The sequence below is a fragment of the Candidatus Atelocyanobacterium thalassa isolate ALOHA genome (assembly GCF_000025125.1).
Lineage (GTDB): Bacteria > Cyanobacteriota > Cyanobacteriia > Cyanobacteriales > Microcystaceae > Atelocyanobacterium > Atelocyanobacterium thalassae.
Window position 1 is genome coordinate 640236 of sequence record NC_013771.1, and the last position, 25419, is coordinate 665654.

At 34.5% G+C, this 25419-nt stretch carries 15 protein-coding genes, 1 tRNA gene, 2 rRNA genes and 1 pseudogene; 11 read left to right on the plus strand and 8 right to left on the minus strand.

Features of this window, described 5'->3' with window-relative positions; all coding sequences use genetic code 11:
* Positions 1 to 39: 39 nt before the first annotated feature.
* Positions 40 to 113: transfer RNA gene (locus UCYN_RS02680), tRNA-Ile, on the plus strand.
* On the opposite strand, the gene UCYN_RS06255 is transcribed toward UCYN_RS02680, so the two are convergent.
* On the minus strand, positions 95 to 229 hold the full coding sequence (locus UCYN_RS06255; protein ID WP_261330634.1) for a hypothetical protein: 135 nt from the start codon (positions 227 to 229) through the stop codon (positions 95 to 97). The two genes, UCYN_RS02680 and UCYN_RS06255, sit on opposite strands and share 19 nt — an antisense overlap.
* Before the next feature lie 29 nt (positions 230 to 258).
* Here UCYN_RS06255 and UCYN_RS02685 point away from each other — a divergent pair.
* Positions 259 to 3136, plus strand: a 23S ribosomal RNA gene (locus tag UCYN_RS02685).
* A 59-nt stretch (positions 3137 to 3195) separates the two neighbouring features.
* Positions 3196 to 3312 (plus strand): 5S ribosomal RNA (gene rrf, locus UCYN_RS02690).
* Between the two features lie 116 nt (positions 3313 to 3428).
* Here rrf and menB read toward each other — a convergent pair.
* Positions 3429 to 4262: a 1,4-dihydroxy-2-naphthoyl-CoA synthase gene (gene menB / locus UCYN_RS02695; RefSeq protein ID WP_012953962.1), complete on the minus strand. Its 834-nt coding sequence runs from the start codon at positions 4260 to 4262 to the stop codon at positions 3429 to 3431.
* A gap of 222 nt (positions 4263 to 4484) precedes the next feature.
* On the opposite strand from menB, the gene priA reads away from it, so the two are divergent.
* Together priA and hemL are read left to right on the plus strand one after the other, a co-directional pair.
* A complete protein-coding gene (priA, locus tag UCYN_RS02700) occupies positions 4485 to 6950 on the plus strand; it encodes a primosomal protein N' (RefSeq protein ID WP_041487738.1) in 2466 nt (821 codons plus the stop codon).
* A 602-nt stretch (positions 6951 to 7552) separates the two neighbouring features.
* Positions 7553 to 8788, plus strand: a complete 1236-nt coding sequence (gene hemL, locus UCYN_RS02705; protein ID WP_407078875.1) for a glutamate-1-semialdehyde 2,1-aminomutase — start codon at positions 7553 to 7555, stop codon at positions 8786 to 8788.
* A gap of 197 nt (positions 8789 to 8985) precedes the next feature.
* Here the strand turns inward: hemL and UCYN_RS02710 are convergent, their stop codons facing one another.
* Entirely contained in the window at positions 8986 to 10182 is a 1197-nt protein-coding gene (locus tag UCYN_RS02710; protein ID WP_012953965.1) for a DNA double-strand break repair nuclease NurA, read from the minus strand.
* A 292-nt stretch (positions 10183 to 10474) separates the two neighbouring features.
* Between UCYN_RS02710 and tgt the strand changes: the two genes are divergently transcribed.
* Both tgt and UCYN_RS02720 read left to right on the plus strand, forming a co-directional pair.
* The gene (gene tgt / locus UCYN_RS02715; RefSeq protein WP_012953966.1) at positions 10475 to 11575 is read left to right on the plus strand and encodes a tRNA guanosine(34) transglycosylase Tgt; all 1101 of its coding nucleotides are present in this window, start codon (positions 10475 to 10477) and stop codon (positions 11573 to 11575) included.
* A gap of 310 nt (positions 11576 to 11885) precedes the next feature.
* Entirely contained in the window at positions 11886 to 13052 is a 1167-nt protein-coding gene (locus UCYN_RS02720) for an NAD(P)/FAD-dependent oxidoreductase (protein ID WP_236608146.1), read from the plus strand.
* An 81-nt stretch (positions 13053 to 13133) separates the two neighbouring features.
* Here the strand turns inward: UCYN_RS02720 and UCYN_RS02725 are convergent, their stop codons facing one another.
* A complete protein-coding gene (locus UCYN_RS02725; RefSeq protein WP_012953968.1) occupies positions 13134 to 14156 on the minus strand; it encodes a long-chain acyl-[acyl-carrier-protein] reductase in 1023 nt (340 codons plus the stop codon).
* A gap of 185 nt (positions 14157 to 14341) precedes the next feature.
* Complete coding sequence (locus UCYN_RS02730; protein ID WP_012953969.1) at positions 14342 to 15037, minus strand: aldehyde oxygenase (deformylating); 696 nt, start codon at positions 15035 to 15037, stop codon at positions 14342 to 14344.
* A 347-nt stretch (positions 15038 to 15384) separates the two neighbouring features.
* Here UCYN_RS02730 and hpnJ point away from each other — a divergent pair, with 347 nt between their 5' ends.
* Together hpnJ and nagA are read left to right on the plus strand one after the other, a co-directional pair.
* Complete coding sequence (gene hpnJ, locus UCYN_RS02735; protein ID WP_012953970.1) at positions 15385 to 16821, plus strand: hopanoid biosynthesis associated radical SAM protein HpnJ; 1437 nt, start codon at positions 15385 to 15387, stop codon at positions 16819 to 16821.
* A gap of 229 nt (positions 16822 to 17050) precedes the next feature.
* A complete protein-coding gene (nagA, locus tag UCYN_RS02740) occupies positions 17051 to 18223 on the plus strand; it encodes an N-acetylglucosamine-6-phosphate deacetylase (RefSeq protein WP_012953971.1) in 1173 nt (390 codons plus the stop codon).
* 101 nt (positions 18224 to 18324) lie between these two features.
* Here nagA and hypB read toward each other — a convergent pair whose 3' ends face one another.
* The 3 genes and pseudogenes from hypB to UCYN_RS02755 all read right to left on the minus strand — a co-directional run bounded on the left by hypB (position 18325) and on the right by UCYN_RS02755 (position 20895).
* A complete protein-coding gene (gene hypB / locus UCYN_RS02745; RefSeq protein ID WP_012953972.1) occupies positions 18325 to 19146 on the minus strand; it encodes a hydrogenase nickel incorporation protein HypB in 822 nt (273 codons plus the stop codon).
* Positions 19137 to 19482: pseudogene (gene hypA, locus UCYN_RS02750) on the minus strand (hydrogenase maturation nickel metallochaperone HypA). The gene hypB and the pseudogene hypA overlap by 10 nt, the downstream one beginning before the upstream one ends.
* Before the next feature lie 231 nt (positions 19483 to 19713).
* Positions 19714 to 20895, minus strand: coding sequence for an NHL repeat-containing protein (locus tag UCYN_RS02755; RefSeq protein ID WP_012953974.1), 1182 nt, complete (start codon positions 20893 to 20895; stop codon positions 19714 to 19716).
* Between the two features lie 255 nt (positions 20896 to 21150).
* On the opposite strand from UCYN_RS02755, the gene rpsT reads away from it, so the two are divergent.
* Together rpsT and rpoB are read left to right on the plus strand one after the other, a co-directional pair.
* A complete protein-coding gene (gene rpsT / locus UCYN_RS02760) occupies positions 21151 to 21444 on the plus strand; it encodes a 30S ribosomal protein S20 (RefSeq protein ID WP_012953975.1) in 294 nt (97 codons plus the stop codon).
* Positions 21445 to 22037: 593 nt separating this feature from the next.
* The gene (rpoB, locus tag UCYN_RS02765; RefSeq protein WP_012953976.1) at positions 22038 to 25349 is read left to right on the plus strand and encodes a DNA-directed RNA polymerase subunit beta; all 3312 of its coding nucleotides are present in this window, start codon (positions 22038 to 22040) and stop codon (positions 25347 to 25349) included.
* Positions 25350 to 25419: the final 70 nt, after the last annotated feature.

The following is a 25419-nucleotide window of genomic DNA, read 5'->3' on the forward strand; positions in this document are numbered from 1 at the left end:
TGTAATCAGCTTTTAAACTATAAATGGGTTCCGGGAAGAGGGCTATTAGCTCAGGTGGTTAGAGCGCACCCCTGATAAGGGTGAGGTCCCTGGTTCAAGTCCAGGATGGCCCATCTAACCCATATTTTTGAGACATGAATACTTCAGCACCGGGTCTATTGAAGACAGGATGCTGGATAGTTATTGTCCAGTAAGTACCTTGAAAACTGCAGATAAAACAAGTCAACATTAAAGCTTTAATTTTTATTAGACCAAAAAGGTCAAGTTATAAAGGGCTAACGGTGGATACCTAGGCACACAGAGGCGAAGAAGGACGTGGTTACCGACGATACACTCCGGGGAGCTGGAAGCAAGCATTGAGCCGGAGATCTCCGAATGGGGCAACCCTGATACGGTCATCTGAATATATAGGATGATACGAGCAAACCGGGCGAACTGAAACATCTTAGTAACCCGAGGAAGAGAAAGCAAAAGCGATTCCCCCAGTAGCGGCGAGCGAAAAGGGACCAGCCTAAACCATCGACTACGGTTGATGGGGTTGTGGGACAGTAACGTGGACTGTAATAGTTAGATGAAGCAGCTGAATACTGCACCATAGAGGGTGAAAGTCCTGTAATCGAAAACTTGACCAGCCTAACTGTATCCCGAGTAGCACGGAGCTCGTGGAATTCCGTGTGAATCAGCGAGGACCACCTCGTAAGGCTAAATACTCCTGTGTGACCGATAGCGAAACAGTACCGCGAGGGAAAGGTGAAAAGAACCCCGGGAGGGGAGTGAAATAGAACATGAAACCGTTAGCCTACAAGCAATGGGAGGACGATTGAACGTCTGACCGTGTGCCTGTTGAAGAATGAGCCGGCGACTTACAGGCTGTGGCAGGTTAAGTGGAATTACCACGAAGCCAAAGTGAAAACGAGTCTGAATAGGGCGTTAGTCACAGTTTGTAGACCCGAACCCGGGTGATCTAACCATGGCCAGGATAAAGCTGGGGTAATACCTTGTGGAGGTCCGAACCGACTAATGTTGAAAAATTAGCGGATGAGCTGTGGTTAGGGGTGAAATGCCAATCGAACCCGGAGCTAGCTGGTTCTCCCCGAAATGTGTTTAGGCACAGCGGTTGTGTACCTTATAGAGGGGTAAAGCACTACTTCGCTGCGGGCTGCGAGAGCGGTACCAAAGTGACGTAAACTCAGAATACTCTATAAGCATCAGCCAGTCAGACGGTGGGGGATAAGCTTCATCGTCGAAAGGGAAACAGCCCAGACCACCAGCTAAGGTCCCAAAATGAATGCTAAGTGATAAAGGAGGTGGGGGTGCTTTGACAACCAGGAGGTTTGCTTAGAAGCAGCAATCCTTGAAAGAGTGCGTAATAGCTCACTGGTCAAGCGCTCCTGCGCCGAAAATGAACGGGGCTAAGCATTCTACCGAAGCTGTGGACTACTTATGTAGTGGTAGGGGAGCGTTCTATATAGGGTGAAGCACTAGCGGCAAGCAGGTGTGGACAGTATAGAAGTGAGAATGTCGGCTTGAGTAGCGAAAACATATGTGAGAATCATATGCCCCGAAATCCTAAGGGTTCCTCCGGAAGGCTCGTCCGCGGAGGGTTAGTCAGGGCCTAAGGCGAGGCTGAAAAGCGTAGTCGATGGACAACGGGTCAATATTCCCGTACTGATTAAAGATTGTGGCGGGGGACGGAGAAGGTTTAGTATTAGCCGGATGATGGTTACCGGTGTAAGGCTACGAGGTTATGAGGAACGGAGAAAACGTTCTGAGCTGAGTGCCGAGTCCAAGGAGCTACGGCTCTGGAGTAATACGAATCATACTTCCTAGAAAAGCCCGGACCACGTTAATTTTTAATCACCTGTACCCGAAACCGACACAGGTAGGAAGGTAGAGAATACTAAGGGGCGCGAGATAACTCTCTCTAAGGAACTCGGCAAAATGACCCCGTAACTTCGGGAGAAGGGGTGCCTGTTTAACAGCAGGTCGCAGTGAATAGGCCCAAGCGACTGTTTACCAAAAACACAGGTCTCCGCTAAGTCGCAAGACGCAGTATGGGGGCTGACGCCTGCCCAGTGCCGGAAGGTTAAGGAAGTTGGTTAGTTTCGACGAAGCTAGCGACCGAAGCCCCGGTGAACGGCGGCCGTAACTATAACGGTCCTAAGGTAGCGAAATTCCTTGTCGGGTAAGTTCCGACCCGCACGAAAGGCGTAACGATTTGGGCACTGTCTCGGAGAGAGGCTCGGCGAAATAGGATTGTCTGTGAAGATACGGACTACCTGCACTTGGACAGAAAGACCCTATGAAGCTTTACTATAGCTTGGAATTGTGTTCGGGCTTCCCTTGCGCAGTATAGGTGGGAAGCGTAGAGATTTTCCTCGTGGGGAAAATGGAGCTAACAGTGAGATACCACTCTAGGGAGGCTAGAATTCTAACTTTAACCCGTTATCCGGGAAAAGGACAGTTTCAGGTGGGTAGTTTGACTGGGGCGGTCGCCTCCTAAAAAGTAACGGAGGCGCGCAAAGGTTCCCTCAGGCTGGTTGGAAATCAGCCGAAGAGTGCAAAAGCATAAGGGAGCTTGACTGCGAGACCTACAAGTCAAGCAGGGTGGAAACACGGCTTTAGTGATCCGACGGCACCGCGTGGAAGGGCCGTCGCTCAACGGATAAAAGTTACTCTAGGGATAACAGGCTGATCTCCCCCAAGAGTTCACATCGACGGGGAGGTTTGGCACCTCGATGTCGGCTCATCGCAACCTGGGGCTGTAGTAGGTCCCAAGGGTTGGGCTGTTCGCCCATTAAAGCGGTACGTGAGCTGGGTTCAGAACGTCGTGAGACAGTTCGGTCCATATCCGGTGTAGGCGCAAGAGCATTGAGAGGAGCCTTCCTTAGTACGAGAGGACCGGGAAGGACGCACCGCTGGTGTACCTGTTATCGTGCCAACGGTAAACGCAGGGTAGCCAAGTGCGGAGTGGATAACCGCTGAAAGCATCTAAGTGGGAAGCCCACCTCAAGATGAGTGCTCTCACAGGGTTAACCTGGTAAGGTCACGGGAAGACTACCCGTTGATAGGCACTAGGTGGAAGTCCAGTAATGGATGGAGCCGAGGTGTACTAACAGACCGAGGGCTTGACCTTTTAAATGTTGACTTGTTAACTGCAGTCTTGAGGGTATATATAATATATATCAAGAATTTTCTGGTGTCTTGAGCGTCATGGACCCACTCCGATCCATCCCGAACTCGGTAGTTAAACATGACAGCGGCAACGATACTTTTGGGGTAGCCCACTGGAACAATAGTTCGATGCCAGAATTAATATTTCAATTAAAAGCCTTCCTTTTAGCAGATAAAAGGAAGGCTTTTAATATGTATATTAGATATGTGAAAAAATAGAAAAATTCTCTTACATATAATTATTACATCTGAATTCATGGTAACCATGGATATTGGCTGAAATCAGGGTTACGTTTCTCTAAAAATGCCCTTTTCCCTTCGTTGCCTTCTTCTGTCATATAATATAAAAGAGTTGTATTACCTGCTAATTCTTGTAAGCCTGATTGTCCATCGCAATCAGCATTAAACGAAGATTTTAAACAGCGAATTGCTATAGGACTTTTTTCTAATATTTCCATAGACCATCGTATTCCTTCCTCTTCTAATTTCTCTATTGGTACTACACAATTAATCAATCCCATTTTTAACGCTTGCATCGCATTATATTGACGACAAAGAAACCAGATTTCTCTAGCTTTCTTCTGACCAACTACTCGAGATAAGTAACTAGCTCCAAAGCCACCGTCAAAACTGCCAACTTTTGGTCCTGTTTGTCCAAAGATTGCATTATCTGCTGCAATTGTTAAGTCACACATTAATTGAAGTACATTTCCTCCTCCAATTGCATAGCCAGCCACTAAAGCAATAACAACTTTTGGCAAAGAACGAATTAGTTTTTGTAAATCAAGAACATTTAAACGAGGTATCCCTTCGTTATCTATATATCCAGCACTTCCTCTAACACTTTGATCGCCGCCTGAACAGAAAGCGTATTTACCATCTGTATGAGGTGATTTTCCTGTTAACAGAATTACACCAATAGTATTATCTTCACGAGCATCACAAAAAGCATCGTACAATTCAAAAACAGTCTTTGGACGAAAAGCATTACGTTTATGCGGACGATTAATAGTTATTTTAGCAATACCATTAAATTTACTATAAAGTATATCGTCATAATTTTTTACACTTTGCCATTCAATTTCCATTAGTTAGAGTCGGCATATTTTATTTTTACAGTATATAAACAATACTATAACTCACTATCTTTCTTTCCTAATTTATGTAAACTTTATTACATAGTATGACAATTACCTCTTTATATTTTCCAAGAGATTTTAATTTTTTTGAGGGAGATTATCATATAACTCAGAGAAATGATAAGCTTTTTAAACTTAAGTAATATATATTTATTTCGTCAAAAAAAGTTAATGATTCCTAATCAAAGATATTTTACTAAATCTAATCAATCAAATTTTCAAATGGCTGAAGTTTTAGTTGATTGTCCAGGACTAGAAAAACCCTACACTTATGGTATCCCTGAAAATTTAACAATAAAACCTGGTGATATTGTTAATGTCCCTTTTAAAGCACGAATCATAGGGGGTATTGTTCTTAATTATGTTACTTCTTATCCTAATAATATTGATTACCAGCAAATTAAATATATCAATGATGTAATTACAACAAGTTTTTTTTCTGAAAAATATTGGGAAACGTTGAATGAAGTTGCACAATATTATCATACAGATTTAGTTAATGTTATTAAAGCAGCTTTACCCCCAAGACTTTTAGGTAAGTCACAAAGAAGAATTCGTCTAATAACAGAAGTGGTAAATTATGAGACAAAGGATTTACACAATTCTAGTATCAAAATTTTAGATTTACTTCAAAAGACAAAAAGCAAAAGTTATAGTGTTAAATATTTACAGAGTAAAATCAAAGATTATTACAAGGGAATTAAAGTTTTAAAAAAACTAGGCTGGATAGAAGACTATTTAGAAATGCCTAATAATTCTCAAGTTAAAAAACAAAAATTAGTAACACAATTAGACAAAGATAATTCTAGTGATTTAACTTCAAAACAATTAGTAGTTTTAGAGATATTACAACTTAATAACGGTAGTATCTTACTAAGTGAATTGTTAGCTACAAGCCAAGTTAGCTTTTCAGTAGTTCAAGCCTTGGAAAATAAAAAACATCTTTACATTGAGTATAGAGAAAAGTTAAGACTACCAAAACAAACACTAGAAAAAATAGGACTTAAAAAAACACTAACATCAGATCAAGCTAAAGCTTTAAATATCATTAATAGCTTAGAACAGTATGCTGAAGTATTGTTACATGGGGTAACTGGTTCGGGTAAAACTGAAGTTTACATACAAGCAATTTCTACATTATTAAATAAAGGTAAGTCAGCATTAGTATTAGTACCTGAAATTGGCTTAACCTCTCAGTTAATGGATAGATTTCAAGAAAGGTTTGAAGATTTGGTTTTTGTATATCATAGTAATTTATCTGATGGAGAGAGATATGATACTTGGCGGCAAATGTTAGATGGTAAACCTAAAATAGTTATTGGTACCAGATCAGCAGTTTTTTCTCCTTTATTCAATTTAGGATTAATAGTCTTAGATGAAGAACACGACTCTAGTTTTAAACAGACACAAATCTCTCCAACCTACCATGCAAGAAAAGTAGCAAAAATAAGAGGCGGCTTGGAGAACTGTCCAGTTATATTAGGTTCAGCAACACCCTCTCTAGAGTCATGGATTTCTGTTCACCATTCTAATAAATCATCCTTAAATTCACACTATTTATCTTTACCAGAGAGAATAAATTCAAGACCACTGCCACCAATTGAAGTTGTTGATATGAGAAATGAGTTAAAGCTAGGAAATAAATCAATTTTTAGTCGTTCCTTAAAAAATTCGTTAAGTAACTTAAAAAAACAACAACACCAAGCGATTCTCTTTATTGGTCGAAGAGGACACAGTACATTTGTGTCATGCAGAAGTTGTGGTTATGTAATGAAGTGTCCTAATTGTGATGTTTCACTTGCTTATCATTATGATGATAAATCTTGTGGGGTATTAAAGTGTCATTATTGTAATAGTTCACAACTACAACCTGTAAATTGTCCTGAATGTAAATCTCCATATTTTAAGTTTTTTGGAAATGGAACTCAGAAAGTAACTGAAGCTTTAAATAGGGAATTCCCTGAGCTAAGTTTTCTGAGATTTGATAGCGATACTACCCGTCAAAAAGGTTCCTATCGTAATTTGCTAAACAAATTTTCTGAAGGTAAAGTTGATGTTTTGGTAGGAACACAAATGTTGACTAAAGGCTTAGATATAGATAGAGTAACTTTAGTAGGTGTTGTTTCTGCAGATGGATTATTATATTTATCTGATTACTATGCATCAGAAAGAGCCTTTCAAACATTAATGCAAGTATCAGGAAGAGCTGGAAGAGGAAAAGAGCCTGGGCAAGTAATAATACAAACTTATGTTCCTGAAAATACAGTTATTCAAACAGTAAAAAAGCATAATTACGAAGGTTTTGTTCAAAAAGAATTAATTCGAAGAGAGGAATTAAATCTTCCTCCTTATGGCCGTTTACTACTAATTCAACTAAGTAGTTTTAATGCTATAGAAGTTGAAAAAACGTCTGAAGTTTTTTATGATTTTTTAGTAAAAAGCTTTACTTTAGATTGTGAAATTTTAGGTCCTGCACCTGCTAACATAACAAAACTGGAAAAACGTTATCGATGGCAAATATTACTTAAATTTAAATCAAAACTGCAAGTAACTACTGCTGAAATAAAAGCCTGGCATAAGATGTGTCCATCATCAGTGAAGCTTAGAATTGATGTTGATCCCATATATATCAATTAAAATTAGTATATCTTCTTAGTACAAAAAATAAGTTATGTATAGCTATACTTTATTAATAAAAACTTTTTTAAAATAAGAGTAATCGTTAAGCTTACATAACAAATACAAAGATATGCATTTTAGAAATTAATACTTTAAATATTACTTTAATAACGATATTTTGTTTAAGTAAAAACCTGAAACATAAAATTCAAACTATTATTAATGTGCTAAAACTTTCATAGAATTAATTATTACTCTAGAGAAATAAATCGGGAAATATTTTAAAAATGCTAACTATTTATATATTCAATAATCCTTTCTAAAATATGGAAACCTATGACTTGATATCACAAGTATTTTGACTTTATAAAAAGATAGTTTTTTATTTAATAACATTTATGATGGTTAGTTCTATCTTTTTTTATAGAATTAAGTAAAATATTTCTAGTTATTATTCTAATAACTGTAAAGTCTAATGTATCAAAATGAAAAAACACATCACTTGGTGTAGGCTTTATTATTATAAATATTTTTCATAAATATGGAGACTAACTTTGAATACAAACACATCACTAATTACTAAAAAATCTAAAGAGATTTTTGCTGCTGCACAAAAATTAATGCCAGGTGGAGTTAGTTCTCCTGTAAGAGCATTTAAATCAGTTAATGGTGAACCTGTCGTTTTTGATCGTGTTAAAGGAGCTTATGCTTGGGATGTAGATGGAAATCAATATATTGATTATGTAGGTACTTGGGGACCTGCTATTTGTGGGCATGCCCATCCAGAAGTTATAAATGCACTAAATAAAGCTTTAGAAAATGGAACAAGTTTCGGAGCCCCATCTTTGTTAGAAAATATATTAGCAGAAATGGTTATTGAAGCTGTTCCTAGTATTGAAATGGTTCGTTTTGTTAATTCTGGGACTGAGGCATGCATGTCAGTATTACGTTTAATGCGAGCATTTACTGGCAGAGAGAAAATTATAAAATTTGAGGGCTGTTATCACGGCCATGCTGATATGTTTTTAGTTAAAGCTGGCTCTGGAGTTGCAACTTTAGGTCTTCCTGATTCACCAGGAGTGCCCAAGAGTACTACTGCTAGTACATTAACCGCTCCTTACAATGATTTAGAAGCAGTAAAGAATTTATTTAAAGAACATCCTGATGATATAGCTGGAATTATACTTGAACCTGTAGTTGGAAATTCAGGTTTTATCAAACCAGATCCAGGATTTTTGGAGGGATTGCGAGAATTAACTACAGTGAATAACGCCTTATTAACCTTTGATGAAGTAATGACAGGTTTTCGTATTGCTTATGGAGGAGCTCAGCAAAAATTAGGAGTAACTCCTGACTTAACAACATTAGGTAAGGTAATAGGTGGAGGTTTGCCAGTAGGAGCTTATGGAGGTCGTGCAGACATAATGTCCATGATTGCCCCCGCAGGCCCAGTATATCAGGCAGGAACTCTATCTGGTAACCCATTAGCAATGACAGCTGGAATTAAAACTTTAGAGATATTACAAAGACCAGCAACTTACGAAAAACTAGAAGAAATCACAAAACAATTAAATGAAGAATTACTAAAAATAGCTAAAAATAAAGGGCATGCTGTTTGTGGTAGTTACTCCGGAGCTATGTTTGGATTATTTTTCACTGAAGGACCTGTACATAATTACAGTGATGCAAAAAGGTCTGATTTAAACAAATTTAGTCGCTTTCATAGAGGAATGCTAGAAAAAGGTGTTTATCTTGCACCCTCACAGTTTGAAGCTGGTTTTATGTCTTTAGCTCATACTTTTAAAGATATTGAACAAACTTTAGCAGCAGCCAATGATGTGTTATCAAATTTATAAGTAAAATAATCTTAAGCAGTTCAGTATTTTTATACTGGACTCTTATATTATTTTTAGAAAAGAAAGATGTCATGTCAAGAAGATATGATGCTTGATAATTAAAACTTTTTTATATCTTTTGTATATTAAGTAAAAATAATAGCTAATAAAAACACTATGATGGAAAGGTTATTAACAATAAGTTATCAAAAATATTTTTAAGCAATACTATTACGTTTTCTTGTCTCTTTATAAGAAGTTTTTACATTTCGAATTCCAGATTGAACCATTTGCCTCTCTAACATAGAAAAGAAATGTCTTCGATCACGTCCATGAATTACAGCTTGATTGTGAGCTTCTGATAAAGCTATTGGATAACCGAAACCTTTATTAACTTGAGAGAAAACTATTTCGAGTGCTTGATTAAGTAATCGTGAATTTTCGGCAACCCACTCAGGAAATTCTATTCTTGCTATTTCACTACCAATATTTATATAGCAAAAATATATATGTTGCTTTTTTTTATATGATTTCAGGATATTAGCAGTACTTTTCCAAAGTGGACCTCTTTGCCCTGGTTTAAGAATTTCTCCCCACAAAGTAATATCTTTTAAAGGTTCAATAATTTGGCATGGGGTCTGTCTTTTTAAAAAATTATTACAATTATTAACACAATCAGGATTATCAAAAATACAGTTATGTAATCTTAAGAAGTTTATTCCTTCGATACTACTTGAAGAGCTAACATAACCTATTAAAGGAATATTGAAAAACTTTAACTTATCCCAAGCTTCTTGAATAGGCTCTAATATTAAATCATGAACTTCTTCTGATAATCCTTCTAAAAACCAATATGTCAAAGGACCATCGACAATAGATAAAAAATGACCAGTAGAATTATTAAGGTTATCAACCCAATTACATGATATTTGTGCTAGGTTTTGATTTTCTAATATAAGTCTTTGATAGCATAGCCATTCTTCAGTCTTAATCCCCCATTTTCTTGATATATTAAGATCTTCAGGATGATAATATACCTCAGGAATACTTTCTAATAAAGGATGTAGTATTTTTCCATAGTGGAGGATGACTCTACCTATATTAATTAAATAACAATAAGCAATTTCATGATGTGAAGGAACAATTTGAGACCCATCGGTAGCAAATACACTATGATCATGTGAATTGCAATTAATATTTAGGCAAGTATCTAAAGGCTCAACAGGGATAGCCGTCTTGAAATTTAAATCTTGATGCCAATCATAATATTTTTTAATTAAATTTTGTTGTTGTTTTTGTGCTTCTTGAAGTATGGTTCGTCCTCTTTCTAATTTTTGAGAATTAGCGGAAGCTTCTTGTCTTAAGTATTTGCCAATTTTTGGAATTTTTTCAGTAATTTTAGAGATATCTAACATAATTGAAAGCAAAATTATATAATTTACATTATGAACAAAAAATAGTTTTTAATATTCAATAAAAGTAGTTGATTAAGTTAGTTTTAATGTAAAAAATATAAGAATTAAATATTCCGATAATAGCAAGTAATTTAAAATTTTATTGATAGTATACTAGATGCCTCATTTAAGATAAATGGTAAGTTAATAATAAATATTATGTTAAGTTTTACCAAAGTTATCAACTAAATAATATTTTTTAGTATGAAGTTCTCGTTTTAAATTAAATAAATATACCTTTATTGTAATCACTGTGAAATTTTCTTTTCAACTACAAAAAAAATGCTGTAACACTCAAGCTAGAGCAGCAATTTACTCTACTCCTCATGGGATAGTAGAAACTCCAAGATTTATGCCAGTTGGAACAATAGCTGCAGTAAAAGGAATTACGCCTAATCAGCTAAAAAATACAGAAGTACAGATGATTTTAGCTAATACCTATCATCTTCATCTGCAACCAGGCGAAAGTATTATTAAAAAAGCAGGAGGCTTGCATAAGTTTATGCATTGGGATGGTCCTATTTTAACTGATTCTGGAGGCTTTCAAGTTTTTAGTCTTAGTAAACTTAGAGAGATTTCAGAATCAGGAGTAACATTTCGTTCTCCAAAAGATGGTCGTATAATTAAATTGACACCAGAAAAATCGATTGATATTCAAAATGCATTAGGGGCAGATGTTATAATGGCTTTTGACGAATGTCCTCCAGGTAATGCTGATTATCAAATCGTTGAATCTGCAACTAATCGCACCTACCGCTGGTTAAAAAGATGTATACAAGCTCATAATAGAGTCGAAGATCAAGCTTTGTTTGGTATTGTTCAGGGAGGGACTTTTCCTCAATTAAGACTTCAAGCCATATCATCGTTAATTGAATTAAATTTACCAGGTTATGCTATTGGTGGAGTTAGTGTTGGAGAAGATTCTTCTCTAATTCAAGATATTGTACAATTCTCTGCTCCATTGCTTCCTGAAAATAAACCTCGTTACCTGATGGGAGTAGGCACATATAAAGAGATAGCTATGGCAATTGCTTCTGGTATAGATTTGTTCGATTGTGTAATTCCTACTCGTTTTGGTCGTCATGGAACAGCGCTGGTCGCTGGAGAGCGCTGGAATCTCAAAAATTCTAAGTTCCGAGAAGATTTTAGGCCACTTGATGAAAAATGTACCTGTTATACATGCCTAAACTTTACAAGAGCATATCTAAATCATCTAGTAAGATCACAAGAAATGTTAGGTTACACTCTCTTGTCGTTACATAATATTACTGAACTTGTTAAATTTACTCAAGATATTCGAAAATCTATTTTAAATAATTCTTTTACTGAAGACTTTAAGTCTTGGTTAACTTAATTTTGCTATGTTTTTTTGTTGAAATTATTTGATTATTTTTTTAGATTATAGAAAAAATTCATATTTCTTAAAATAATTAGAATATTAATAAAAACTTATAGTTGAATTTTATTAATTCAACTATCTGATGTTTAAGTATTTTGTACAATCATTATTAGTTTGTAGTGGTTATATTTTTTAAAACTTCGTAGCAAAATATTTAAATCTTAGCTGATGTGCTTAAATATTTACTACTATCGAGAATTACTTTTATAGTTAGAATTTATTGCTAATGTAATCTTTATGGAAAAGAAAGATATTACGTATTTGTATCGTTGGAGGAGGCTTTGGTGGTCTTTATACAGCCTTACGTCTCTCAAAGTTATTTGTCAAACGAGACAAATATCTGACAATAACTCTAATTGATAAAAATAATCATTTTTTATTCACTCCGCTTCTTTATGAATTAATAACTAATGAAATGGAAGAGCAGGAGATCACTTTTCCCTTTAAAAAACTGTTAGCAAATACAAATATTTCTTTCCAGCAAGGATTAGTAACTGAGATCGATATAAAAAAACAAATCATTCAATTAGAAGGTAAGAGTAATTTATATTACGATAAGCTTGTTCTTGCAACTGGGGTCTCCTCTTCTTTTGGTAGTTGTGACGGGGCTCAAGAAAATGCTATTCCGTTTAGAACAGTTAATGATGCTTACCTTATCAAAAAGACCTTATTATCGTTAGAAAAAAGACAAACTGAAAAAATTCGTATAGCTATTGTTGGTGGCGGAAGTAGTGGAGTAGAAATAGCTTGTAAGTTATCAGATCTTTTACAGAAAAAAGCTAGAATTCGCCTAATAGAAAAAAATAAAAATATTTTAAAAAGTTATTCTTATTTTATTCAAAATGTTGCGAATAAAGAGCTGAAATCTCGTCATATTTTTGTTGATTTAGAAACAAAAGTAACTCAAGTTTCTAGTAATAGCTTATCTCTATTAAATAAAAATAGAAATAAAACTATTCCTACGGATTTAGTAATTTGGACTATAGGGACTAAACCTCTAGAAATAATCAATAAATTACCTTTACTAAAAAATTCAAGAGGATCATTAATAATTAATTCTAAATTACAAATAATTAATCATCCTGAGATTTTTGCAATTGGTGATATTGCAGAATATCAAGAAAATCTGGAGAATAAGTTATGTCCAACAGCTCAAACTGCATTTCAACAAGCAGATTATTGTGCTTGGAATATATGGGCATCAATTGTAAATAATTCTCTCTTATCTTTTTCCTATCAGCCATTAGGAGAAATGATTGTTTTAGGTAATAAAAACGCTGCAGTATCTTCTTTAGGAATACAAATAGAAGGGCAATTAGCTTATATAGCAAGACGTTTAATTTACTTGCATCGTTTACCTACTCAAAAAAAACAATTGATTATTGGAACAAACTTTATACTAAAGTCCTTGCTTAGAATTTTTTCACATTGATTAAAAGATAAGTATTTTTTGTTTTTAAACTTTAATAAAAAACAAAAGATACTTATCTTTTAATTTAAATAGTAATAATTATTACCATTTAAGTAGTGGGTTAAAACCGTGCTTAATAGATGCTTCTCCAATTTGCTTCATCTTGGATACAGTAATCTGATTACGCCCCCAAGAAAAGCTGGTATACCATTGTTCAAATTCAAGTAAAACCGCTTCTGCAAAACAAGCAAACATTTGACGAGAAGGAACATCCATACTGACAAGATCCATTATTTTCCAGTCAATATCTAAGGAATGTTCCACTATCCCCCCTTTAAGAACATGAATATCGGGATGTTGAATTTGTGTCCCTAAATTTTTAGGATAGCCTCCATCAATTACTAGACAAGGCTTCTTAAGAGTTTCAGCGTTAATTTTCACTCCTTTTGGCATACTTGCTACCCAGACAATGATGTCTGCTTTCGGCAAGGCTTCCTCTAAGCCGAGAATCTGTCCTTGATTTAATTCACTACGTAACTTTTGCAATCTATCTTGGTTACGAGCAATTAGTAAAAGTTCTTTAATATCGGTAGTCTCATTAAGCCAACGACAAACGGCACTACCTATATCTCCTGTTGCACCACAAACTGCTACAGTTGATTTTGATAGATCAATTCCTAATTTCTTAGAAGCTTGTTCTAATTGACGACAAATAATATAAGCCGTGTGAGTATTGCCTGTCGTAAAATTATTAAACTCTAAAGATACGTTACGTACCTGTTTGTTATTTTTAAGATTGAATTCTTCAAAAATAATTGAAGAAAAACCACCTAATGCTGTTATGTTGACGTTATTTTTTTGGGCTAACGCCATAGCATTTAATATTTTACGAATTGCTGCTTTAATACGCCGATTAACAAGCATTTCCGGTAAAAAGCAAGACTCAAAATACTTTCCTTCTATGACCTGTCCTGTAACACTAGTAACTTGGAAATGATCAACAACTAATGGCGGAGCAGAGCACCAGAAATCCAGTCCCTGATTACCATACTCAGTATAACCAAGTCTACCAGCAACGGATTGAGCATGTTCTAAATTTGTGAGATGACCTATTAGACCAAACATTGATTACTTTATAGGATAATTAAGCAGAGAAGAAACTAAATCATTAAAAAAGTTAAAGCTCTCGATAATCTTAACTTAATATTTAATTATTGATCAGTTTTATTAAAAAAAAGGAGAAAGGGTCTAAATGTCATAATTGTCATTAGACCCTTATGTATCTAAATTAATTTTAAATGTTCTAATATTTAGGAGGCACGTAAACCATGAGAAGACATTCTCATTATTTCTCGAGTAGAAAAACCAATATTTCCTAGCGCTTCTCCATAACTAATCATAAAGTCTTCAACTAGTGCTTCTTTTTCCATTCCTAATATACTGGCATCTTGCTCAACTTCATTTAGCATTTTCCAGACGATAGGTAAATTTGTTTTGTTTGCTTCTTCTAGTTCTATTTTAGATGATTCAAAATTTTCCCCTAGCCAAACTTCACCAAAGTTCAAATGTTTATATTCGTCTTTAACAACATTTTCAGTGATTTTACGAGCAAAAGGATCTGCTACAGGAATATATATATTATAAGCAGCGATCGCAAAAGCTTCGATAATCAAAGCCTGAATTAATAAGCAAGTAACAACTTTTTTTTCATTTTTTGCTATTTGAAAATTTTCATGAAGTTGAGAAAAGAATTCCTTAGCATATTGCATATCAGGAATAACATTTAAATTTTTACCACAAGCCTGAAAGCCCGTTTTGTGACGATTTTCCATTTTCGAAAGACGAACTAGTTCATCTTTGTTTTTTGGTAGCATATGTACCATGTCGAGGTAGTTCTGATAGGCTTCTTGTTCTCCTTCAATAACAATGGCATTGATGCGGCTATACGCATCTTTATAAGTTTCACTGTTGAAGTCAAGTTCTGATCGTAAGGCAAGCTCTTGCATAAGCTAATTTATCTCCTGTAGTTTAAAACTAAGTTAATGTTGAAATTGATATCTCTAATAAAATAAATGACTTTGGTTATTAAGTCCAACTCGGCTATTACACAATAATATAAGTTCAATTCTAGTGTATAAATTTAAAATAAGAGAAAATAAATGACTAAACTGTTTAATATAGTCTAGATTATATTTTTTTAGCTTAAATATTTAGTGCAACTATTACATAACTGCTCATAAAATTTATAACTTTATATTTTAATAAAAGTTTTTAAGGAACCTTTAAGTGTTAATTCCTACTAAGACTGTTAGATTATATGATAATTGTCTAAATGATAGTGTGAGGAAGTATTATGAAAAAGACCTTATTTTTAAGTCCGCCCTCATTTAATGGATTTGACGGAGGTGCAGGAGCAAGATATCAAGCAAAAAGAGAAATTACTTCTTTTTGGTATCCTACATGGTTGGCACAGCCAGCGGCTTTGGTTCCAGGCAGTAAATTAATTGATGCTCCCGCTCATAACCAAAGTATTGAAGATGTTCTTAGTGTCTCTAAAGACTACGAACTTATTATCATGTATACCAGTACTCCAACTTTACCAAATGATGTGAAGTGTGCTGAAGCGATTAAAAAGCAAAATCCTTCAGCTGAGATAGGTCTCCTAGGAGCGCATGCAGCAGTATTGCCAACTGAGACACTGGAAGAAAATCCTGTTTTAGACTTCGTTTGTCGTTCTGAATTTGATTATACTTGTAAGGAATTAGCTGAAGGAAAACCTTACGATACTATAAAGGGGTTGAGTTATAGAGATAAATTCAACAATATAAAACACACTGAAGAGCGACCATTAGTTCAAGATTGGGATTCAATGCCAAGTGTTTTCCCTGTATATCAGAAAAATCTTGATTTTCGCAAATATTTTATTGGCTATTTACTTCATCCGTATATTTCTTTATATACAGGAAGAGGTTGTCCAGCAAAATGTACTTTTTGTTTATGGCCACAAACCATTGGAGGTCATGACTACCGTGCCAAAAGTCCTAATATTGTAGGACAAGAAATGGCTTTAGCTAAGTCGATCTGGGGTAATTCTGTTCAAGAATATTTCTTTGATGATGATACTTTTACTATTGATAAGAAACGTGTTATCGCAATCAGTGAACATTTGAAAAAGCTTAATTTAACCTGGAGTTGTAATGCACGTGCTAATTTAGATTATGAAACTCTTAAAACTTTACGCGATAATGGATTAAGGCTATTGTTGGTAGGTCTTGAGTCTGGTAATCAAAAAGTTCTTGATGGTATCAAAAAAGGAATTAAACTCGAAGTAGCCCGTAAGTTTATGGCAAATTGTACTAAATTAGGCATTAAAGTACATGGAGCTTTTATCATTGGGTTGCCAAACGAAACAAAAGAGACTATTGAAGAAACTATACGTTTTGCTTGTGAGGTAAGTCCTCATACAATTCAAGTATCTATTGCTTCTCCTTATCCAGGTACAGAACTATACAAGCAAGCACAAGACAATGGATGGTTTAGTAAAGGAGATTTAGTTGCCAATTCTGGCATTCAAATGTCTACACTGCATTATCCTGGATTATCATCAAGTGATATTGAAGATGCTGTTGAACAAATGTATCGTCGTTTTTATTTCCGTCGTCGTACAATTATTCCTATTGTCCAAGAAATGTTGGGAAATCCTCAAATGTTAGTACGTCGTCTAAGGGAAGGACGAGAGTTTATGTCTTATCTAAAAGAGCGTCGTGCTCGAAGTCTTATTAACCGTTAATTCAAATAAATTTTAAGTCTCACAAAATTAAATATGGTTATAATGACCTAAAATTTTGTGAGATTTAAGATGCAAACAAAATTATTCTAAAATTCTTACCATACTTAAAAATTAGCCATAGTCTTAAGATGAAAAATATTAATTTGTTTTTATATCAACAATTCGCGGTTTTATTAGTTTTACTTACTAATTTGTTCTAACACTTACAAATAAAACGAGAGTAGATATAATGCAAAAAACTATTATTACTAATGCTAAGTTATTTGGACATCAAGGATTACAACAAATCTTAATTGATGAACAAGGAATAATTCAAAATATAATAAACGCAGCTCATAGTATTGACCATTTAGAAAATTATAAAATTCATGATGCACAAGGAAACTTGGTTTCTTTAGGAGGCCTTGACCTACAAATCAATGGAGGTTTAGGTTTATCGTTTACAGATATTGATAAATCACAAATTTCAAAATTACAAGAAATTTGTGATTTTTTTTGGAAACAAGGAATAAATTCTTTTCTACCAACTATAGTAACGACTTCAAGTGAAAATATTCAGAAATCTTTATCAACCATTAAACACTTCATCGAAATTCAAAATAAACAAAATAAACAAAATAAACAAACGGCTCAAATACTTGGAGTTCATTTAGAAGGACCTTTTTTAAATCATCAAAAAAAAGGAGCACATCCTTTCAACTACCTTCTTGAACCATCTATTGATTTTGTTAAGAAAATATTAGGAGACTATCAAGATATTGTTAAAATAGTTACGTTAGCTCCTGAATTAGATAAAACTAAAAAAGTTATTCCATATTTATTATCAAAAGAGATAATTGTTAGCTTGGGGCACTCTCAAGCTAATTCAGAGGAGGCGAAAATAGCTTTTGCAATGGGAGCATCTATGGTAACTCATGCATATAATGCAATGCCTTCTTTACATCACCGCCAACCAGGATTATTGGGCGAAGCAATTGTAAATGAAAATGTTTCTTGTGGTCTAATTGCTGACGGTCAACATGTTTGTACTACTATGATTGATTTGTTATTAAGGAGTAGCTTGTACGATAAAGGCATATTTTTAGTAAGTGATGCTTTGGCACCTATAGGCTTGGGAGATGGGGTTTACCCTTGGGATGATAGAAAAATAGAAGTAAAGAGAGGAACAGCAAGACTTTTAGATAAAACTTTAGCAGGAACAACATTACCTTTATTAGTTGGAGTTCAAAATTTAGTTAATTGGAAAATATGTTCTCCTGAAATTGCTATTGCTTTAGCTACTGAATCACCTAGAAGAGCAATTAATTTGCCTGGAATTTCAGTTGGGCAAACGGCATCTTTAATTCAGTGGCGTTGGGACCATTTAAATAATCAATTAAATTGGCAAAGACTCGAAATTTAAATATGATCTCAAGTCAAAGTAAAATAATTTAAAATTAGTTGAACTATGTAAACCCAGTTTACATAATAAAATAAGCACTTATAGGAAGTCTGTTTTCGTAGTTAATGGATTACAAAATGATTTTTAAGCCAACCATACCAAGCTGATAAGCCTTCTCCAGTAACAGAGGAAACTTGAAATATATCTAATTCAGGATTTACTTGTTTAGCGTATTCCAAGCATTGATTAATATTAAAATCAAGGTAGGGTAATAAGTCAATTTTCGTTAATAGCATTACTTTGCTTTCTCTAAACATATGTGGATATTTTAGAGGTTTATCTTCTCCCTCTGTAATAGATAGAATGGCAATTTTAGCTGACTCACCTAAGTCAAATAAGGCAGGGCAAACCAAATTACCAACATTCTCTATCATCAAAATCGAATTAGGTTGAGGGTTTAACTCCATATAGCCTTGTTGAACCATTAAAGCTTCTAAATGACAACCTGCTCCAGTATTAATTTGAATAACTTTGCATCCAGTTTCTTTAATTTTCTTGGCATCATTAATAGTTTCTTGGTCTCCTTCGATAACATTGATTGGAATGTATTGTTTTAAATCATTAATTGTACGAGTTAATAAAGTTGTTTTACCAGCACCTGGAGAACTTACTAAGTTTAAAGAACAGATATTATTTTCTCTGAAAAAAAGGCGATTTTGTTCAGCAAATGAACTATTTTTTTGTAAGATTTTTTTTTCCAAATTAATTATATTTTCAGAATCTTTAGTAGATTGTGAATAATTAATATGCTCATTTTGAAACTGACTCAAAGAGTTATCGTCAATCGACTTATTGCTATACTTATCAATACTTTTCCTTTCTCCTGTATCAATTTTAGTCAGAGAAATATTATTGTTACTACTGCATCCACATGTTACACACATAGCTCTTTATAACTCCATTTCCTTGATTTTTAATTCTTGTCCCTGAATAATTTCTAATTCAAAACTACCACAGTAGCTACATTTTCCATAGGGTTGGGCCAAACTAGTTTCTGTTTTGCACTGAAGACATTTCCCGATACCTTGAGTTTCAATAATTTCTAAAATCGCTCCTTCTAACAAAGTTTGTTTGCAACAAATATCAAAACAAAAATGAATAGACTGAGGAATAATTGCAGATAATTTACCTACTTCAAGTGTAACACGTTTAACTTTTCTGCCTTTTGCCTCTTCTAAAACAATAGCTACAATATTTCTAGTAATTCCTAGTTCATGCATGATTAAAGAGATACTAATTGTTAATAATTTCTAAGGTATATGAAATAAACTTAGCAAACGTTTTCAGTACATTATTATATTTTGCAAAAGCTAAAATATAACTAAATAAAATAATGATTCTATTTAGTTACATTTTTCAAGTATAGGTACAATATTTTATTGGAGACTGAATAAGATATTTCTGAAGAAAAGTCTTTAAATGATTTAAGATTTACCAAATGAGAATTAATTTCAGAGTCTCCATAGAAGAATGCGATTATTTCCAGAATCAGAAATTACTGCAGTATTTTTACAAGTAGTAATCCCATAGGGCCAATTTAAGCTATCACGACTTGATTTTCCATAAAAACGATTCTCATTTTTAATCTTGAAATCAGATTGTCCAGTTAATCCTTTAGCCAGTTGTCCAATAACAGGCTTGTTATTCCATCCTATAAGACGAGAATTTGCAGTATCAGCAGAAATTAACCATTTATCTATTACTGCTATTCCATATGGCATACTAAGAGAATTAGATGAAGGAAAATAATTACCTTTATTTAGTTCGGTGTCTCTAAAATTGTTTTGCCCCAAGACAAAAGAACATGGGGTATTACTATTGGTAGGAATACCATCCCAAATCATAATTCGATTATTACCAGCATCAGTTACTACCAAGTTATTATTCCAGATAGTTAACGCATGAGGCCATCGTAGACTACTGGAGTTTGGATCTTTTCCTCCATTTTCATCTCTTAAATTCATATTTGACTGTCCGAGAACATAATCTGCAGGTTGCCCATTCTTTGTTGGGAGTTTGTTCCATACTAATATTCTACGATTGCCTGTATCAGCAACGAATAAGCGACCTTGAAAATACATAACACCATAAGGCCAATGCATCTTATTAGCAGCAGTAGTTAAATTTCCTTGGTTAGATTCATTTTCATTAAAATTATTTTGTCCCAAAACAATATCTGCTTTAGCATTATTGTTTGAAGGCATTTTATGCCAGATCAATACTCTATGATTCCAAGCATCAGCAACGATAAGCCCTTCTTCAAAATGACAAATACCTGTAGGAACATTTAAAGTGTTTGCTTGAACATTGCTTTTAGCATTTTGACCTTCATGATAAAAATCTGGTTGCCCGATAACCCAATCGGCGGCTTGATTATCTTTCTCAGGACGATACTTCCATCCTAGTAAACGATGATGACCAGTATCACATACCCAAAGTGGTCCATCTTCGGAAATCAAACATGCCCCTCTAGGTCCAAACATTGTAGAAGGGGAAGGACTGACTGGAGAAATAAAACTTGAAGAAATAGTCTCTCCAAGAATAATTTCAGCACCTTTTGGATTTAATATATCTAAAAAAGTTTCTTTGTTATTAGTACTAGAAGTTAGATTTATTTTTGATACAAATTCCATATGTACGAACGAATATTTTTTCTAAGCTAGTTTTATTGTAGAAAATAAAATCTAAAAATAATTTTTTGTAAATATAATTTTTTTATTAAGAAAAGACATATAAAGTATCTAAGGAAAAAATATGTAGCTTCAGCTTTTCTCAATTTTGAAATAAAATTATATATTTATTGCGTACTTTCAGTATGTTCTGCTATAATTCTAAGTCTGATAGAATCAATTATCATTATACTCAATAATTTTTCCTGGATAAAAATCGTGGCTAACTCAAAGTCTGCAATTAAGCGTATTCAAATTGCTGAACGTAACCGGCTCCGCAACAAGAGCTACAGTTCAGCTGTAAAAACTTTGATGAAAAAATACTTCCAAGCAGTAGAAAATTATGCTGCAGCTCCAACTACCGATAATAAAGCAATAGTTGAAAAGAGTATGTCAGCAGCTTACAGTAAAATCGACAAGGCTGTTAAAAGAAGCGTTTTACATCGTAACAATGGTGCCAGAAAAAAAGCACGGTTAGCAAAATTCTTACAGAAAGTTGTCCCGGACTCATAAAACTTGCTTTTACTTCCTAAAATAACGAATGATTAATAAAAGCTAAAGCTAAAAAATATTTTTCTAAATATTCTTTATTAGTCAATTTTAGGTAGCACATTAATCTAGATGAGGTTAACGCGACTTATGAATTTTCATAACTATCTAAAAACCCATAGTCAGAAATAAAAGTTGTTTACTTAACTTTATTAAAGTTTAATAAAGGGTCAATTATGTAAACATTACTCTTGATAATTAGCTTATACCCTCTAGATATTCACAAGTAGACCATATAGTAACAAAATCTTAAGCTTTATTTGTTTTTATAAAGACTGAATTGATGTAAATTCGATAGTCAATAATAGCAATATAAATCTTAAGGAAAAAACTTGATAATGATTACAGAATTAAAAATAATTTAGTGTTTACTGTCGCAATACAATTTTAAGGCTTGAAAACATACTCAAAATATTTTGGCAAAAAGTCAGTCTACTAAAAGGAATAATGAATTATTAGCAAGTATGAATCGACAAGCGACGTAACGCCTGTAAACTATTTCAGTTATCAATTAATTTTTGACAGTATATTTTTAATAATGCTCAGTTGATCAACCTATGAATAATTTGATCTATAACTACAACCTCCTCCCCGATCTTATCGAAATTCAGCATTTAAGTTTTCGTTGGTTTCTTGAAGAAGGATTAATCGAAGAACTTAATAGCTTTTCTCCTATTACTGATTATGTAGGTAAGCTAGAGCTACATTTTTTAGGAAACAACTATAAATTAAAAGAGCCGAAACATGATGTCGATGAAGCAAAACGCCGAGACAGTACTTATTCGGTACAAATGTATGTTCCTACTCGTTTAATTAATAAAGAAACAGGAGAAATAAAGGAACAAGAAGTTTTCATTGGTGATTTACCATTGATGACTGATAGAGGAACATTTATTATTAATGGTGCAGAACGAGTTATTGTTAATCAGATAGTCCGTTCACCAGGAGTATACTATAAAGCAGAAACTGACAAAAATGGACGGCGTACTTATTCAGCTTCTTTGATTCCTAATAGAGGAGCTTGGTTAAAATTTGAAACTGATAAAAATGGCTTGGTATGGGTTAGGATAGATAAAACTCGTAAATTATCAGCTCAGGTTCTTTTAAAGGCTATTGGGTTAAACGATAATGAAATTTTTGATTCTTTACGTCATCCTGAATTCTATCAACGAACTTTGGAAAAAGAAGGCAACCCTACAGAAGAAGATGCTTTACTAGAGTTGTATAGAAAATTAAGACCCGGTGAACCTCCTACTGTTAGTGGAGGGCAACAACTTCTAGAATCTCGTTTCTTTGATAGTAAGCGTTATGACTTAGGCCGAGTAGGAAGATATAAACTTAATAAAAAACTTCGCTTAACTGCTCCAGATACAATGCGTGTTTTGCGTCAACAAGACATTTTATCTGCAATAGATTATCTAATAAACTTAGAATTTGACATCGGAACTGTAGATGATATTGATCATCTAGGAAATCGTAGAGTACGCTCAGTTGGAGAATTGCTCCAAAACCAAGTTAGGGTTGGCTTAAATCGTCTCGAAAGAATTATTAGAGAACGAATGACAGTGAGTGAATCTGATAGCTTAACACCAGCTTCTCTAGTTAATCCTAAGCCTTTAGTAGCTGCAATAAAAGAGTTTTTTGGTTCATCTCAATTATCTCAGTTCATGGATCAAACTAATCCACTAGCTGAATTAACTCATAAAAGGCGTATATCGGCTTTAGGTCCTGGAGGTCTTGCTAGAGAAAGAGCTGGTTTTGCAGTCAGAGATATTCACCCTTCTCATCATGGACGTATTTGTCCTGTTGAAACTCCTGAAGGTCCCAATGCTGGTTTAATTGGTTCTTTAGCTACTTATGCTAGGGTCAATCAATATGGCTTTATTGAAACTCCTTATTATCGAGTAGAGAATGGGCGAGTTAGAAGAGATCTAGATCCAACTTATCTTACCGCTGATGAAGAAGATGACCTCAGAGTTGCACCAGGTGACATTAGTACTGATACAGATGGTAATATAATAGGGAGTGTAGTTCCTACACGTTATCGTCAAGAATTTTTTATAACTAGTCCTGATCAAGTAGACTTTGTAGCTGTTTCTCCTGTGCAGATTATTTCTGTTGCAACTTCTATGATACCTTTCCTAGAGCATGATGACGCAAACCGCGCTCTAATGGGCTCTAACATGCAAAGACAAGCAGTTCCTTTACTACGTCCAGAACGGCCTCTTGTTGGCACAGGTCTTGAAGCCCAGGCCGCTAGAGACTCTGGGATGGTTATTGTATCTAGAACTGAAGGAATTGTTAGTTATGTTGATGCTAATAAGATACGAGTAAAAGTCACTGGCCCAGAAAATCATGATAAAGTTGGTCAAGAGATACAGTATATCTTACAAAAATATCAACGTTCTAATCAAGATACTTGCCTAAACCAAAGACCACTAGTATATGTCGGTGAAGATGTAGTACCAGGACAAGTTTTGGCAGATGGTTCTGCTACTGAAGGGGGCGAATTAGCTCTCGGTCAAAATATTCTAGTAGCATATATGCCTTGGGAGGGATATAACTATGAAGATGCTATTTTGATTAGTGAGCGTTTAGTGTTCGATGACATATATACAAGCATTCATGTAGAAAAATTCGAAATCGAAGCTCGTCAAACAAAATTAGGTCCAGAAGAGATCACCCGAGAAATTCCTAATATCGGAGAAGATTCTCTTAAGAACTTAGATGAACAAGGGATTATTCATATTGGAGCATGGGTAGAAGCAGGAGATATCCTTGTAGGAAAGGTAACTCCAAAAGGAGAATCGGATCAGCCACCAGAAGAAAAACTACTTCGAGCCATCTTCGGAGAAAAAGCACGAGATGTAAGAGATAATTCGTTAAGGGTTCCTAACGGTGAAAAAGGAAGAGTAGTAGATGTAAGAGTATTTACAAGAGAGCAGGGTGATGAGTTACCTCCAGGAGCGAATATAGTTGTTAGAGTTTATGTAGCTCAGAAACGTAAAATTCAAGTTGGCGATAAAATGGCAGGGCGTCATGGAAATAAAGGAATTATTTCAAGAATTTTACCTATTGAAGATATGCCATATCTTCCTGACGGAAGACCTATGGATATAGTATTAAATCCTTTAGGTGTTCCATCGAGGATGAATGTTGGACAAGTATTTGAATGCCTACTTGGTTGGGCTGGAGAAAATTTAGGAGTACGATTTAAGATTACTCCTTTTGATGAAATGTATGGTGAAGAATCATCTCGTAAAACTGTTCATGGCTTATTAGCTAAAGCAGCTGAGAAACCTCGCAAGAATTGGGTGTATGAAAACAATCATCCAGGCAAGATAGCTGTTTACGATGGACGTACCGGAGAAAAATTTGATCGTCCTATCACTGTCGGCCAAGCTTATATGTTAAAGCTAGTGCATCTCGTAGACGATAAGATTCATGCACGTTCAACAGGTCCTTATTCTTTGGTAACTCAGCAGCCTCTTGGTGGTAAAGCCCAACAAGGTGGTCAGCGTTTTGGAGAAATGGAAGTATGGGCTTTAGAAGCATATGGTGCCGCATATACATTACAAGAATTATTGACAGTAAAATCTGATGATATGGAAGGAAGAAACGAAGCTTTAAATGCCATCGTCAAAGGAAAACCTATACCTCGTCCAGGGACACCAGAATCATTTAAGGTATTAATGAGAGAACTACAGTCCTTAGGATTAGATATTGCTGTCCACAAAGTAGAAACTGCTGATGATGGAACAAGTCGAGATGTAGAAGTTGATTTAATGATCGACAGTCAACGCCGTTCACCCAATCGTCCAACTTATGAGTCACTGACTACAGAGGATCTTGAAGCAGAAGAGGTTTAAACAGAAGAAGCATCAATGATAGATATCAATAACTATTTATTATTGGTTATCAATTACTATTAACTATAAA

Bases quoted from the DNA above. Each gene is read 5' to 3' on its own strand.
- UCYN_RS06255 (WP_261330634.1), bottom strand. From the start codon at position 229: ATGTTGACTTGTTTTATCTGCAGTTTTCAAGGTACTTACTGGACAATA.
- menB (WP_012953962.1), bottom strand. From the start codon at position 4,262: ATGGAAATTGAATGGCAAAGTGTAAAAAATTATGACGATATACTTTAT.
- priA (WP_041487738.1), top strand. From the start codon at position 4,485: ATGATTCCTAATCAAAGATATTTTACTAAATCTAATCAATCAAATTTT.
- hemL (WP_407078875.1), top strand. From the start codon at position 7,553: ATGCCAGGTGGAGTTAGTTCTCCTGTAAGAGCATTTAAATCAGTTAAT.
- UCYN_RS02710 (WP_012953965.1), bottom strand. From the start codon at position 10,182: ATGTTAGATATCTCTAAAATTACTGAAAAAATTCCAAAAATTGGCAAA.
- UCYN_RS02725 (WP_012953968.1), bottom strand. From the start codon at position 14,156: ATGTTTGGTCTAATAGGTCATCTCACAAATTTAGAACATGCTCAATCC.
- UCYN_RS02730 (WP_012953969.1), bottom strand. From the start codon at position 15,037: ATGCAAGAGCTTGCCTTACGATCAGAACTTGACTTCAACAGTGAAACT.
- hpnJ (WP_012953970.1), top strand. From the start codon at position 15,385: ATGAAAAAGACCTTATTTTTAAGTCCGCCCTCATTTAATGGATTTGAC.
- nagA (WP_012953971.1), top strand. From the start codon at position 17,051: ATGCAAAAAACTATTATTACTAATGCTAAGTTATTTGGACATCAAGGA.
- hypB (WP_012953972.1), bottom strand. From the start codon at position 19,146: ATGTGTGTAACATGTGGATGCAGTAGTAACAATAATATTTCTCTGACT.
- UCYN_RS02755 (WP_012953974.1), bottom strand. From the start codon at position 20,895: ATGGAATTTGTATCAAAAATAAATCTAACTTCTAGTACTAATAACAAA.
- rpoB (WP_012953976.1), top strand. From the start codon at position 22,038: ATGAATAATTTGATCTATAACTACAACCTCCTCCCCGATCTTATCGAA.